Source organism: Collinsella sp. An271, assembly GCF_002159695.1.
Taxonomy (GTDB): domain Bacteria; phylum Actinomycetota; class Coriobacteriia; order Coriobacteriales; family Coriobacteriaceae; genus Collinsella; species Collinsella ihumii.
Map to the genome: position 1 here is coordinate 1 of NZ_NFJE01000022.1, position 14,174 is coordinate 14,174.

Genomic DNA, 14,174 nt, shown 5'->3' on the forward strand with positions numbered 1-14,174 from the left:
GCGTTGGATTCTGGCTCCTCGAGTAGGACTCGAACCTACAACAACGCGGTTAACAGCCGCGGGCTCTACCATTGAGCTATCGAGGAATATGTGCTCGCTCGCAAGCAACGGATTTAAGTATAGGCAAATCCCCCGTGAGCGCAAGACCTTTCTTTCAGTTTTTTGCGGCAGTCGGTCGCAGCGAGCAGAAAAACACGGGTATAGCAGCGGCTATCATACCGAAAAGCAGGCAAATCCGACCATACATCGGCACATGGGACTCAAATAATCGGAAAGCTGGTATCAATATGGACATACCGGAAAAGGGATACGTCCGGATGTTCAGAAGTGAGGTCATCATGAAACGCTGGGAACAGTTACTTGAGGACGGCAAGCGGACCTTGGAGGATCTGAAGGACCGTCTGAACCTTACCGAAGAGGAGGCCGCCGCCTTTCAGCTCGTCGAGGAGCATTATCCGATCGTGATCCCCGAGGGCTATCTGCGGCTCATAAGCCCATGGGATGCGGACGACCCCATCAAGCGCATGTGCATCCCGCTGGCCACCAAGCCCTCCGACGATGTGAAGTACATCACCGATACGGTCATCGACGGCGGCCAGCACAAGTACGATCAGTCGGTTCTCATCATGACCAACTTCGACTGCCTGACCTACGCGCGTCGCTGCTACCGCAAGGACTTCGTGGCGCTCTCGCCCGATGAAGTCACCACGCGCATCCCCAAGCTCGCCGAATACATCGGCGATCATCCCGAGATCGACAACATATCCATCTCGGGCGGCGACGCGTTCCTGAACTCGAACCAGCGCATCGGCGAGTACCTCAAGGCGTTCTCGTTCCTGCCCAATATCGACTATATCCGCTTCACCACGAGTACGCCCGCCACGCTGCCCGAGCGCATCACGGAGGACGACGGCGAGCTGCTCGGCCTGCTTTCCCGCTATGCCAAGGCCAAGGCGATCGTCATCGTCACCCAGTTCGACCATCCGCGTGAGCTCACGGACAAGGCGGTCGTCGCCCTGCGCATGCTGCGCGAGGCGGGCTGCACGATCCGCAACGAGGCCGTCTTGATGAAGGGCGTCAACGACGACCCCGACACGATCCTCGAGCTGATGAACGGCCTGGTGGCGGCGGGCGTCGACCCGTATTACCTGTACCAGTGCCGCCGCCCGTTCTACGTGCAGGACAACCTGCAGGTCCCGATCGCCGACGGCATCCGAATCGTCGAGAGCGCCAAGGAGCGCATGAGCGGCATGTCCAAGAGCTTCCGCTTCATCTTGGCGCACCGCTGGGGCAAGGTCGAGATGCTCGGCTTCCTCGAGGACGGACGCGCCGTGTTCAAGTACCACGAGGCGCGCAAGGACGAGGACCAGGGGCGCATCTTCGTCACGGAGCTTGCCGAGGAGCAGACCTGGCTCGACTGACCGGCCGCATGACGGCGGCGTCTGCGCGACCCTCGCCTCGCCACGAAGGACGGGGCCCGCACTGCGCGGGTCCCGTCCCGCCGTGTTCGGCGGAGGCCAACCCACACGGATTGTAGGGACACGGCGAAGACGAATTTGAGGGCTGGACAGACGGCGCATGCCGCTATACTAGGCCTTGACCATTAAGCGCAGTACGAGATGCTCGCATGGAACCAACATATCCGCGATGCGGAAATAAGCCTTTCTATGTGGATGTCTCGCCGACTGCGCTGGGGCATCTATTTTTTATGGCGCGACCGGGCCTTCGGGCAGGCGCGCGCCGCGACCATCAGGGAAGGAGTTCGATGAGCACGCCTACACCCAAAGCCGTCATCATGGATGAGGCATCCGTCTCGCGTGCGATGACGCGCATCGCGCACGAGATTCTCGAGCGCAACGAAGGGTGCGAGAACCTCGCCATCGTGGGCATCGTCACCCGTGGCGACCTTCTGGCCAAGCAGCTCGTAGACCGCATCAAGGAGATCGAGGGGGTGGACATCCCGCTCGGCAGCCTCGACATCAGCTTCTATCGCGATGACTTCCTGACCCACTTCTCGCCCGAGGTGCACGCCACGCACATCCCGTTCGATGTCGACGGGAAGCGCATCGTGCTGGTCGACGACATCCTGTACACGGGCCGCACGATCCGCTGCGCGCTGGACGCCATCATGGACCTCGGCCGCCCCTCGCGCATCGAGCTCGCCGTCCTCGTGGACCGCGGCCATCGCGAGCTTCCCATCTGCCCCGATTTCGTGGGCAAGAACGTTCCGTCCTCGCACGAGGAGAACGTCCGCCTGTATCTCAAGGAGGTCGACGGCCGCACGGCCGTTGAGATCTTCGACGTCGCGCCCGGGGCACACGTGGGCTCCGCGCCTCTGGGAGGTGAGTAGCCGCATGGCTTTCAATCACAAGCATCTGATCGACATCCGGGAGTACTCCGATACCGATCTCATGACCATTCTGGAGACGGCGAAGGCCTTCTCCCAGGTCAACGAGCGCGCCATCAAGAAGGTGCCGACGCTCAAGGGCAAGACCATCGTCAACATGTTCAACGAGCCCTCCACGCGCACCCGCAGCTCCTTCGAGCTCGCCGAGAAGCGCCTGTCCGCCGACAGCCTGAACTTCGGCGGCTCCTCGACGTCCACCGTCAAGGGGGAGAGCCTCATCGACACCGTCATGACGCTCAACTCCTATAAGATCGACATGGTCGTCATCCGCGACAAGCACGCGGGCGCCCCCTACATCGTCACGCAGCATTCTCCCGTGTCGGTCATCGACGCGGGCGACGGCAAGCACGGCCACCCCACCCAGGCCCTGCTCGACCTGTACTCCATCTGGGAGCGCAAGCATACCTTCGAGGGCCTGAAGGTCGGCATCGTGGGCGACATCTCGCACTCCCGCGTGTGCGGCTCGCTCATCCCCGCGCTCAAGATCATGGGCGCCGAGGTGACGATCATCGCCCCCGGCACGCTCATCCCGCCCGCGCCCGAGGTGCTCGGCGTCGACCACGTGAGCTACAGCCTCGACGACGTGCTCCCCGAGCTCGACGTCGTCTACATGCTGCGCATCCAGCGCGAGCGCCTCGAGGGCGCCCCGTTCCCGAGCCTGCGCGAGTACCACGAGCTGTACGGCCTCACGCGCAGGCGCGAGCATCTCATGAAGCCCGACGCCATCGTGTGCCACCCCGGCCCGATCAACCGCGGCGTCGAGTTCGACTCCTACATGGCCGACCATCCTGAGCGCTCGGTCATCTTGGACCAGGTCTATGCCGGCATCTGCGTGCGCATGGCCGCCCTGTATCTGCTGCTTGGAGGTGCCGATAATGGCCTTGCTTCTTAAGAACGCCCACATCGTCGACCCGTCCGTCAACCTTGACGGCGTGGCCGATGTCGCCATCGAGGGCGACCGCATCACCGCCGTCGGCGAGAACCTTGCCGTCGAGGGCGCCGAGGTCATCGACCTTTCCGGCAAGTACCTCGTGCCGGGCCTCGTGGACATGCATGTCCACCTGCGCGACCCGGGCTACGAGCACAAGGGCGACATCGTGAGCGAGACCCGCGCCGCCGCCAAGGGCGGCATGACCGGCGTGTGCTCCATGCCCAACACCGACCCGGTGACCGATAACGGCGTGGCCGTCGAGTACGTGAAGTCCGTCGCCGCCGCCAAGGGCCACTGCCGCGTCTATCCGTCCGGTGCTATCACCAAGGGCCTCAAGGGCGAGATCATCTCCGAGATGGGCGACATGGTCGCCCACGGCTGCGTCGCGTTCACCGACGACGGCCGTGGCATCCAGGGCGCCGGCATGCTGCGCCGCGCCATGGACTACGGCAAGATGTTCGGCAAGGTCTTCATGAGCCACTGCCAGGACGAGGACCTCGTCGGCGAGGGTCAGATCAACGAGGGCGCCGTGTCCACGCGCCTCGGTCTTCTGGGATGGCCCGCTGAGGGCGAGGAGCTCCAGATCCAGCGCGACATCACGATCGCCCGCCTGACCGGCGCCAAGCTGCACATCCAGCACATCTCGACCGCGCGCGGCCTCGAGATGGTCCGCGCCGCCAAGGCCGAGGGCCTTCCGGTCACCTGCGAGGCGACCCCGCACCACCTGTTCCTCACCGAGGACGCCATCGACGAGACCTACAACACCTCCCTCAAGGTCAACCCGCCGCTGCGCACCGCCGCAGACGCCGAGGCCCTGCGCGAGGGCGTCGCCGACGGCACGGTCGACGCGATCGTGACCGACCATGCGCCCCATGCCGACTGGGAGAAGTCTCGCGAGTTCGAGCTGGCTCCGTTCGGCATGATCGGTATCGAGGGCTCGTTGGCGCTCGTGCTGACCAACCTGGTCAAGACCGGCAAGATCACCTACCAGCGCATGGTGGAGCTCATGTCCATCGCCCCGCGCCGCATCCTCGGCGTCGACGAGGTCAGGATCGAGGCCGGCTCGCTTGCCGACATCACCGTGTTCGATCCCGAGATCCGCTGGACGATCGGCGAGGACGGCTTTGAGTCCCGCGCCCATAACTGCGGCTTCACGGGCACCGAGGTCTGCGGTCGCGCCACCGACGTGTTCGTGGGCGGCAAGGCGACCCTACGCGATGGCGTCGTCTGCTAGCCGCGCGCATTTGCTACCATAGGTACCAACCGTTAGCTGCGGGCCGGGTGCGCCATCTCGCAAGAGGGGTGCCTCGGCCCGTTGAGTTTCGCTTATCAAGAGAGGAGACGCGTATGCCCCAGCCTTCTTCGGCTCGGCTGCATGAGTTCAGGATCGTCTCGAACGACAAGATCGCCGACGACACCTATGCGCTCGTCATCGAGGCCCCGGCGCTCGCAGCCGCCATCAAACCCGGACAGTTCATGAATTTCGAGGTTCCCGGCAACGCCATGAGCTTGCTGCGCATCCCGCTGTCCTACGCCCGCGCGGACGCGGACGCCGGCACGGTCGAGATCTGGTACGCGGTGGTGGGCGAGGGCACCGAGCGCCTGTCGCAGATGCGGCCCGGCGACACCTCGACGGTGCTCGGCCCCGGCGGCCACGGGTGGAGCGTGCCCGAGGGCTGCTCGCGCGCGCTGCTCGTCGGCGGCGGCATCGGCGTCCCCCCGCTGGTTCCGCTGGCCGAGCAGCTGCACGCCCAGGGTGTCGAGTTCGACGTGTGCCTGGGCGCCAAGACGGCGACCGCCGGCGTGGGCAGCTCGGAGCTCGACGCGCTCGGCGCGCACGTCATCGAGATCGCGACCGATGACGGTACGGACGGCTACCACGGCTTCGTGACCGACCCCGCCGCCAAGCTGCTCGACGAGAAGCGCTACGACTACGTCGCCACCTGCGGCCCGGGCGTCATGATGTCCAAGGTCGCCGAGTCCGCCGCCAAGGTGGGCGCGTACTGCGAGGCGTCGCTCGAGCGCATGATGAGCTGCGGCTTCGGCGCCTGCAGCACCTGCAACGTCGAGACGACGGAGGGTATGAAGGGCGCCTGCATGTGCGGCCCCGTGTTCGATGCATCCAAGGTGGTGGTCTGGTGAGCCAGGTGAATATGGCCGTCGATTTCGGCGGCATCAAGATGAAGAACCCCATCAACACCGCGGCCGGCACGTTCGGCCAGGGTTGGCAGTTCGAGCCGTTCATCAACGTGAGCGACCTGGGCGCCATCACGACCAAGGGCTGCGCGGCCGAGCCGTGGCCCGGCAACCCGGCGCCCCGCATGTGCGAGATCCCCGGCGGCATGATGAACTCCGTCGGCCTGCAGAACCCCGGCGTCCGCGGGTTCGCCGAGGAGTCCGGCGAGTACCTGGCCGACCTCACGGCCAAGGGCACGCAGGTCATCTGCCAGGTGGCGGGCCACTCCACCGAGGAGTACGTGCGCGCGCTCGAGCTGTTCTGCGAGCTGTGCCCCTGGGCCGCCGGCTTCGAGATTAACGTGAGCTGCCCCAACATCTCGGCGGGCGGCGCTGCCTGCGGCTCGACGCCCGAGGGCGCCGCCGAGGTCATGCGCGCGTGCCGCAAGGTCACGGACAAGCCGCTTGTCGTCAAGATGGCCCCGGTCCGCGTGGCGGAGATCGCCCGTGCGCTCGAGGCGGAGGGCGCCGACGGACTGTCGGTCATCAACTCCATCTCCGGTATGGCCATCGACGTGCACACGCGCAAGAGCCGCCTGTCCAAGCCCACGGGCGGCATGTCCGGCCCGCTGTGCCACCACATCGCCGTGCGCATGGTTTGGGAGGTCGCCAACGCGGTGGACATCCCCATCAACGGCGTGGGCGGCGTCATGACCGGTGAGGACGCGGCGGAGTTCATCCTTGCTGGCGCGACCTGCGTGTCGGTCGGCATGGCCAGCTTCGTCGACCCGACCGCCTCGGTGCGCATCCTGCATGAGCTCGAGGACTGGGCCGCATCGCAGGGCGTGTCCGACATCAACGAGCTCCGGGGGGCCGTCATATGCTAGATTCCGATGCCCGCGACCGCGTGATCGTCGCCATCGACTGCGGGCGCGAGGAGGCGCTCGACCTCGCCGACCGCCTGTCGGGCCATGCCCGGTGGCTCAAGGTCGGCATGACGCTGTTCTACGCCGAGGGCCCCGCGATCGTGGCCGAGATGCGCGAGCGCGGGTTCAAGGTCTTCCTCGACCTCAAGCTTCACGACATCCCGCATCAGGTGCGCGGCGCCGCCGAGGCGGCGGCGCGCACCGGCGCGGACCTGCTGACCATCCACGGCCTGGGAGCCGGCGCCATGATGGCCGCCGCGCGCGAGGGCGTGGAGGCGGCCGCCGAGGGCGGTGAGCGCGCGAAGGTCATCGCGGTGACCGTGCTCACGAGCATGGACCAGGCCGCGCTGTCCTCCATCGGCGTCGAGTCGCCGGTTGCCGAAGAGGCCGACCGCCTGGCCGGCCTGGCCGCGCAAAACGGCATCGACGGCGTGGTGTGCTCGCCGCAGGAGGCCTCCCGCATGCGTGAACTTCTGGGTGAGGGGGCGCTTGTCGTGACGCCCGGCGTGCGTCCGGCGGGCGCGGCGCTCGGAGACCAGAGCCGCGTCGCCACGCCCGCTCAGGCCATCGCGCGCGGCGCGAGCCATATCGTCGTCGGCAGGCCCATTACCAGCGCGGACGATCCCGTCGCAGCCTATGAAGCCATCGTCGCCGAGCTCGTCGAGCAGGTCTAGTTTCTCCATGTCGTGCCGCGCCTATCGCGAAACTTTCGTGGAGCGAAGCCGAGAATGTCCATTCTTCCTGCGGTTTTGCTTGAAGTTTGGGAACACATCGACTAAGGTATTACGGCGCATGAGTGCAAAGACCGCAGGTCACGCGCTTGCGTTCAATGATTTATGGTAAGTAACCCTACGTAATTGGAGGTATCATGGCGCTTCCTCAGCTCACCGATGAGCAGCGCAAGGCCGCTCTGGAGAAGGCTGCTGCCGCCCGTCACGCCCGTGCCGAGCTTCGCGAGAAGATCAAGAAGGGTGAGATCTCGCTCGAGTCCGTCCTCAACTCCGACGATCCGATCGCCTCTCGCATGAAGGTCTCCACCCTCATCGAGTCGCTCCCCGGCTACGGCAAGGCCAAGGCTGCCAAGATCATGGACGAGCTGGGCATTTCCGCTACGCGTCGTGTCCAGGGTCTCGGTGTCCGCCAGCGCGAGCAGCTCCTCGAGCAGCTCTCCCGTTAAGTGAGCGGCTACACCCCTAAGCTCTTTGTGATTTCCGGACCGTCAGGTGCAGGGAAGGGGACGCTGGTTGCGCGCATCCGCGACCGGTATCCTCGGCTCGGCCTGACGGTTTCCGCTACCACACGGGAGCCGCGCGAGGGCGAGATCGACGGAAAGAGCTACTACTTCCTGACCGATGAGGAGTTTTCCCGCCGTGTCGAGGCGGGGGAATTCGTCGAGTGGGCGCATGTGCACGGCCATTGCTACGGCACGCTCGTGAGCGAGGTCACGTCCAAGCTGGACAGCGGCAGCTCCCTGGTGCTCGAGATCGATGTGCAGGGCGCCTTCCAGGTCAAGGAGCGCTTCCCCGATGCCGTCCTCGTGTTCATCATGCCCCCTTCGCTCGCCGTACTGAAGCAGCGCCTGAGCGACCGCGGAACCGAGACCGACGAGTCGCTCACCTTGAGGATGGCCAACGCCGAGCGCGAGATGGCGCTCGCCGACCGCTACGACGACGTGGTGGTCAACGACGACCTCGAGCGCGCGACGGGCGAGCTGTTGGGTGTTATCGAGAAGCATGAAAGGAACTGAGACGTCATGTCCGTAATCAAGCCCCGTATCGACGACCTGCTGGAGAAGACGGATAACAACCGCTTCCTTCTGGCATCGCTCGCCTCCAAGCGCGCCTGCGACATCAACAGCATGCTGCGCGGCCAGCACAGCCGCGTTCTGGCCGTTCAGGATGTCGACGATATCACCATCGCGCTGTCCGGCGCCGACACCATCTCCATGGCCATGGATGAGATCCTCGACGGAGACATCTCCTACGACCACGAGCGCTACGTGTCGGCCCTGCAGCACGCCAACCCGGAAGCGTAGCGCGTATGGCGAGCCGCGTTTGCCTGGTCCATTATCACGAGATCGGGCTCAAGGGTAAAAACCGCGCGCGTTTCGAGCATATTCTCATGGATAACCTGAAGGCGGCCTTGGCCGCCTTTTCCGTGGCGACGATCGCGCGCATCTCCGGCCATATCCTCGTGACGTTCTCCGTCGCGGGGGAGGCCGAGCGCGCGTTCGAGCTCATCGCACGCGTTCCGGGCGTCGCCCGGGTCTCGCTGGCGTTCCACACCAACCGCGAGGCGCATGAATACTGCCAGGCGGCGGTGCGCGCCCTGCGCGAGGCAGGGGAGTTCTCCTCCTTCAAGGTCGCCGCGCGCCGTTCGAACACCGACTACGAGCTCACCTCGATCGACCTCAACCGGCAGGTCGGCGAGGTGCTATGCGAGGCCTTCCCCGACAAGAAGGTCCTCATGCACGACCCCGACATCCAGGTTCATGTGCTCGTGGTCCAGGGCAGCGTCTACGTGTATGCCAAGAGCATTCCGGGCGTGGGAGGTCTGCCGCAGGGGAGCGCGGGCAAGGTCGTGACCCTGCTCTCGAGCGGCATCGATTCCCCGGTGGCCACGTGGATGCTCGCGCGCCGCGGCGCCACGCCCGTCCCGGTGCACTTCTCGGGCCGTCCCCAGACGGCCGATACGAGCGAGTATCTTGTGCAGGATGTGATCGAGGCGCTGGCCCCCGCCGTGAAGATCCCGCGCCTCTACGTCGTCCCGTTCGGCGATTGCCAGCGCGAGATCTCGCTCGCCTGCCCGAGCGACCTGCGCGTGATCATGTATCGCCGCGTGATGTACTCCGTGGCCGAGCGGATCGCCAGGCTCGAGAACGCCAAGGCCATCGTGACGGGCGAGTCGCTCGGTCAGGTCGCCTCGCAGACGCTTGAGAACATCATGGCGGTCAACGAGGTCGCGAGCCTTCCGGTGTTCCGCCCGCTGATCGGTTCGGATAAGCAGGAGATCATCGCGCGCGCCAAGCAGATCGGGACCTATGAGATCTCGACGCAGGATGCCCCTGACTGCTGCACGCTGTTCATGCCCCGCCGTCCCGAGACGCACGCAAAGATGGACAAGGTTCACGAGGCATGGGACATGTTCGACCACGATGCGATGATCGACCAGCTCGTGCGCGATGTCGAGCACATCGATTTTCCGCGTCAGCCGTAACGAGGAGCTGTCAATCATCTCGCTAAACGCCCGGCACAGGATGCCGGGCGTTTTTGTTTTCAGCCCGGATGCGGAAGCGGCCGGTGCCTCCCGCCTTTGCCCGGTACATGGTGCGGGGAGCACTCGGACAATCATGCGCCTTACCGGAGTCCAACGCGTCCGTCGGATTCGCGGCAAGCGTCCGGTAAGGTCGCACGCCAGTATTTGAGATCCTTGACGCCTGCCGTCGTTCCCCATGGTTGCATGGGGTGCAGGAGGTGGCTCGTATGGCTCAGTTGGAATCGAAGGCGCAGCATCCGGTGGAGGCGGCGAAGCGGCGCGTTCGGCAGAATCCCGCACTTCTGGCGGCGCTTCTCGTGGCGGCGGTGGCGATCGCGGCGGTGTGCGCGATCGGCATCTGGCAGGCGACCGGCGACGGCGTGCTCATCGAACAGGGGGCGGCACCGGTGCCCGAGACGGATGGGGTGCAGGGAGATGTGCCGGATGCAGACGGGTCGGGGGAGGACGGCGCGGATGCCGTCGATGATCAAGACGTTGCGGCGACGTCCTCTTCGCTTGTCGTCGACGTGGACGGCGCCGTCTCGAACCCCGGCGTCTACGAGCTTGCCGCGGACGCGCGCGTGAACGACGCTATCCAGGCCGCCGGAGGCCTTACGAGCGAGGCCGATGCCGCGGCGATAAACCGCGCCGCCCTTCTGACCGACGGCCAGAAGGTCTACGTTCCCCATGTCGGCGAGGAGGTCGAGACGACCGCGGGCGCGGCGACACCTGCGAGCCCGGGCGCCGCATCGTCGGATGCGGGCCCCGTCAACATCAACACGGCGTCCGTCGACGACCTCGACACGCTTCCGGGCGTCGGCCCCTCCACGGCGCAGGCCATCGTCGACGATCGCACGCAGAACGGGGCGTTCGCCAGCATCGAGGACATCATGCGCGTCTCGGGAATCGGCGAGAAGAAGTACGAGAAGCTGAAGGGCCTGATTTGCGTGTAGGGGCCGCGCCCGCGGACGCCGGACTGCCGCCGCGCCCCTATGTCCCGCCCCTGTGCGCGGCCTCGGCCTCGGCATGTGCGGTCTGCGCCCTGCTGCTTGACCGCGCGTGGGCGAACCGGTGCGCCGGGGCGGACGTATGGCTTCCCATCACGGTCGTGGCGGGCGTCGTGGCCGTGGGTGCGGCCCTCGTCGCGCTGTCGGCCATCCCCTTTGCGCGGCGCGCCGGTTATGCGCGCGCCGCGCTGTTCTGGGCGGGGATCTTGTGCATCGCCTCGAGCCTCTCGAGTGCCATCTGGATCCAAGGGCTTCAACGGGACGGGGAAGCGTTTGCGGGTTCGGCCAGCCGGTACCGGTATGAGGCCTGCTCCGATGCCAGCCGCGGTGCGTTCGGCGTCTCGTTTACCGCCGAGGCGTACGATGACGAGGGTCGTCGCGCATGCCGCGTACGCGTCACGGCGCAGGAGGCGTTCGCTGCGGGAGATGTGCTGTCGCTGGTGGGGCGCATAGAGCCGCTCGACGACTCCGAATGGGGGCGGTCCCGTTTCATGAGGGGCGAGATCGCCACGGTGCGCGCCGTGCGCGTGACCGACGCGGCCTCAGGAGGCTTCGATCCCGTTCGCGCGCTGCGCCAGGCGTCCGTCGACGCCATCGATCCCGCGCGCAGCGCCGCCCGAGCGCTCGTGGCGGGAACCGTGTGCGGGAGCGTCACGGATCTCAACCAGACCGATGCGTCGGATGTGTTCTCGGCGACCGGTCTGTCCCATCTCGTCGCTGTCTCGGGAAGCCATCTCGCGCTCATCTCGGCGTTCGTCTCGAAGCTGCTCGACCGCATCGAGTGCTCGCGCACGGCGCGCTTCGCTGTGGTCGGCGCGCTTTCGGTCGCCTACGTCCTGTTCACCGGGTGCGCGCCCTCCGCCGTTCGCTCGGCCATCATGGTGTGCTTGGCCATGACGGCGCAGGGCGCGGGGCGGCGCGGCCACGGCATATCGGCGCTCGCGCTCGCCGTCTGCGGGTTCGTGCTCATGTGGCCGGGCGTGGTGTTCGACCTCGGCTTTCAGCTCTCCGCGATGAGCGTGCTGTTCATCTCGCTGTTCGGGACCTATGTCGCCCATCTGCTTCGGCGCGCGGGGCTGCCGAGGGTGTTCGCGGACCCGCTGTCGCTCACGCTTGTGGCCCAATGGGCGACGCTTCCTCTGACGCTGCCCGTGTTCGGCGAGCTTTCTCTCGTGGCGCCTGCGGCGAATCTCGTCGTCGGACCCCTGATGAGCGCCTTGCTCGTATGCGGGCTCGCGCTCGTCTGGCCCTGTATCGCGCTTCCCCCGCTGTGCGCGCTCATGGCGATACCCGAGGCGCTGGCGAACATCTCCATCTTCGCCGCCGAGCTGTTAGCGTCCGTTCCGTTCGCATCCATCCGCGTTTCGGCGGAGGGCCCCGTGATGGCGATTCCCTATGTCGTGGCCGCTGCGGTCTACGTGTGCTGGCCCGACCCGAAGCGCTGGCAGCTTCTCTTCGGCGTTTCGCTGGCGGCCGGCTCGTGCGGCTGCTGGTTTGCGTACTGGCAGGTGTTCGCCCCGCCGGCGATCATCGTGCTCGATGTCGGGCAGGCGGACTCGATCCTCGTGCGCGACGGATCGCAGACGCTGCTGGTCGATGCGGGCGTGGATGAGGCGGCCGCCGAGGCGCTCGCGCGCAACCATGTGCTGCAGCTCGACGCCGTGCTCATCACCCATTGGGACCAAGACCACTGGGGAGGGCTGCCCGACGTGCTCGGGACCGTCGAGGTGGACAGGATCCTCGTGGCACGGGGCGCCGCGGCCCGCGTCCCGTCCGAGCTTCTCGATCTGCTGCCGTGCGCATGCACCGAGCTCTCGGTGGGCGACCGCATCTCTGTCGGCGGCTACACCTGTGATGTCGTATGGCCGCGCGAGGAGGTGGCGGGGGAGGAGAACGCCGACTCGGTGGTGCTCGACGTCTCGTACGCGGGGCCGGCGGGATCATACAGCATGCTGCTCACCGGGGACACGGAGGTCGACCAGGAGCTGGCGTACGCCGACGCGGTGGGAACGGTCGACATCTTGAAGCTTGGGCATCACGGGTCCGCCGCGTCGGTCGACGAGGAGGTGCTCGACCTGCTCGATCCGAGCGTCGCTGTGGCCAGCGCGGGCAAGGACAATGCCTACGGCCATCCCGATCCCGCCTGCGTGCTGGCGGTCGAGCGGCACGGCGCGGCCTTCGCGTGCACGAAGGATGCGGGGGATCTGACTGTGGAGCCCCATGACGGCGGGTTTCGTGTGAGGGCGCGGGGCACATCGGGGTAGAATGGGCCTTTAAGGAAACGCCGGTCAATTCATGCGGCATCCGCCGCGAGATCAATCGACCAGCGTTTCCGCGCGATCGAAAGGAGCCGCCCCATGCCCGAGGCGTCGCTGCTGCCCGCCTACCTTATCGTCGGCGCAGATGAGTACAAGCGCTCCCATGCCGTGGAGCGCATGAAGGCCCGTCTCGAGAAGAGCGGTATGGCCGAGTTCAACCTCGACGAGCGCGATATGACGCGCGACCCCGCCATCGACGATATCGTCGCCTCGCTGAACACGTTCCCCATGGGTGCGGATTTCCGCCTCGTCATCCTCGACGGCTGCGATCGCCTGCCGAAGACCGTGAGCGAGCCGCTTGTCGAGTACCTCGCCAACCCGTCTCCCACCACCGTCTGCCTGATCGTGGCGAACACGCTGGCCAAGAACACGAGGCTGTACAAGGCGGTCGCGAAGATCGACAAGAAGGCGATCGTCGACTGCACGCCCAAGAAGGCCTGGGAGATGCCCAGGCAGGTCGTGTCCATGGCGCGCGCACACGGTAAGGTCATGAGCCTGGCCGCCGCCGAGGCGCTGGTCAGCCGCGCGGGTGAGGCCTCGCGCATGCTCGACAACGAGCTCAAGCGCCTTTCGCAGATGATCGAGGGCCCCGAGATCACCGTCGACGATGTCGAGCGGCTTGTGATGCGCACGGCCGAGGTCAAGCCGTGGGACTTCCTGAACGCCGTTTCCGCCCGCGACCTGCCGCGCGCGCTCGAGCTGTTGGCGCTCCAGCCGGATCGCAGCGAGGTCCGGCTGTTCTCGCTGCTCGTCACCCGCTTGCGGGAGCTCATCGTGGCCAAGGCCCTTGATGCGCGCGGGGCGGGGCGGGAGCTCGCGGCCACCCTCGGCGTTCAGAGCTGGCAGGTGAAGAACCATCTCACATGGGCGCGCCGCTACAAGATGGCCGAGCTCGTCGATGCGCTCTCCGCGGCCGTCGATGTCGAGGCCGCCCTCAAGGGTTCGCGCGATTCCGCCCTCGCCCTGCGCATGTGGGTGATTCAGATCTGCTCGCCGCGCAACGAGAGAAGGGCCGGCTGACCGCCTACGCGCGCGTCTGCAAGGCACCGATGACACAAAACGGACCGTTTGGCACGCTCATATGACCGATAACCCTGTCAAGTGGCAAAAACGGCCCAACCCGCCTGGCCAAAGGCGGGTCGGGCCCTTCCGCTC

14 protein-coding genes and 1 tRNA gene are annotated in these 14,174 nt (G+C 66.2%); 14 read left to right on the forward strand and 1 reads right to left on the reverse strand.

Translation table 11 applies throughout. The features are described from left to right. Positions 1-11: 11 nt before the first annotated feature. Positions 12-86, reverse strand: a tRNA-Asn gene (locus B5F74_RS11785). 252 nt (positions 87-338) lie between these two features. Here B5F74_RS11785 and B5F74_RS11790 point away from each other — a divergent pair. From B5F74_RS11790 to holA, 14 genes are all read left to right on the forward strand, one after another. After that, the gene (locus tag B5F74_RS11790) at positions 339-1,421 is read left to right on the forward strand and encodes a KamA family radical SAM protein (RefSeq protein ID WP_143753885.1); all 1,083 of its coding nucleotides are present in this window, start codon (positions 339-341) and stop codon (positions 1,419-1,421) included. A 344-nt stretch (positions 1,422-1,765) separates the two neighbouring features. Continuing rightward, positions 1,766-2,350: a bifunctional pyr operon transcriptional regulator/uracil phosphoribosyltransferase PyrR gene (gene pyrR / locus B5F74_RS11795; protein ID WP_066831930.1), complete on the forward strand. Its 585-nt coding sequence runs from the start codon at positions 1,766-1,768 to the stop codon at positions 2,348-2,350. Between the two features lie 4 nt (positions 2,351-2,354). Next, positions 2,355-3,299 (forward strand): aspartate carbamoyltransferase catalytic subunit, encoded by a 945-nt coding sequence (locus tag B5F74_RS11800; RefSeq protein ID WP_087202716.1) that lies wholly within the window; start codon positions 2,355-2,357, stop codon positions 3,297-3,299. After that, positions 3,283-4,572 (forward strand): dihydroorotase, encoded by a 1,290-nt coding sequence (locus B5F74_RS11805; RefSeq protein ID WP_087202718.1) that lies wholly within the window; start codon positions 3,283-3,285, stop codon positions 4,570-4,572. Before B5F74_RS11800 ends, B5F74_RS11805 begins: the two co-directional genes overlap by 17 nt. Positions 4,573-4,685: 113 nt before the next feature. Next, a complete protein-coding gene (locus B5F74_RS11810) occupies positions 4,686-5,480 on the forward strand; it encodes a dihydroorotate dehydrogenase electron transfer subunit (RefSeq protein WP_239283480.1) in 795 nt (264 codons plus the stop codon). An 11-nt stretch (positions 5,481-5,491) separates the two neighbouring features. Beyond that, complete coding sequence (locus B5F74_RS11815; RefSeq protein ID WP_079989161.1) at positions 5,492-6,400, forward strand: dihydroorotate dehydrogenase; 909 nt, start codon at positions 5,492-5,494, stop codon at positions 6,398-6,400. Further along, a complete protein-coding gene (gene pyrF, locus B5F74_RS11820; RefSeq protein WP_087202723.1) occupies positions 6,394-7,113 on the forward strand; it encodes an orotidine-5'-phosphate decarboxylase in 720 nt (239 codons plus the stop codon). The genes B5F74_RS11815 and pyrF overlap by 7 nt, the downstream gene beginning before the upstream one ends. Positions 7,114-7,307: 194 nt before the next feature. After that, positions 7,308-7,616 (forward strand): integration host factor, actinobacterial type, encoded by a 309-nt coding sequence (mihF, locus tag B5F74_RS11825; RefSeq protein WP_066831938.1) that lies wholly within the window; start codon positions 7,308-7,310, stop codon positions 7,614-7,616. Continuing rightward, positions 7,617-8,186, forward strand: a complete 570-nt coding sequence (gene gmk / locus B5F74_RS11830) for a guanylate kinase (RefSeq protein WP_087202725.1) — start codon at positions 7,617-7,619, stop codon at positions 8,184-8,186. 6 nt (positions 8,187-8,192) lie between these two features. Then, positions 8,193-8,474 (forward strand): DNA-directed RNA polymerase subunit omega, encoded by a 282-nt coding sequence (locus B5F74_RS11835; protein WP_066831941.1) that lies wholly within the window; start codon positions 8,193-8,195, stop codon positions 8,472-8,474. A 5-nt stretch (positions 8,475-8,479) separates the two neighbouring features. Then, on the forward strand, positions 8,480-9,655 hold the full coding sequence (thiI, locus tag B5F74_RS11840; RefSeq protein ID WP_087202727.1) for a tRNA uracil 4-sulfurtransferase ThiI: 1,176 nt from the start codon (positions 8,480-8,482) through the stop codon (positions 9,653-9,655). Between the two features lie 266 nt (positions 9,656-9,921). Beyond that, positions 9,922-10,647, forward strand: coding sequence for a helix-hairpin-helix domain-containing protein (locus B5F74_RS11845; RefSeq protein WP_087202729.1), 726 nt, complete (start codon positions 9,922-9,924; stop codon positions 10,645-10,647). After that, on the forward strand, positions 10,638-12,965 hold the full coding sequence (locus tag B5F74_RS11850; protein WP_087202731.1) for a ComEC/Rec2 family competence protein: 2,328 nt from the start codon (positions 10,638-10,640) through the stop codon (positions 12,963-12,965). The genes B5F74_RS11845 and B5F74_RS11850 overlap by 10 nt, the downstream gene beginning before the upstream one ends. Positions 12,966-13,058: 93 nt before the next feature. Further along, a complete protein-coding gene (holA, locus tag B5F74_RS11855; protein ID WP_087202733.1) occupies positions 13,059-14,039 on the forward strand; it encodes a DNA polymerase III subunit delta in 981 nt (326 codons plus the stop codon). Positions 14,040-14,174 lie beyond the last annotated feature (135 nt).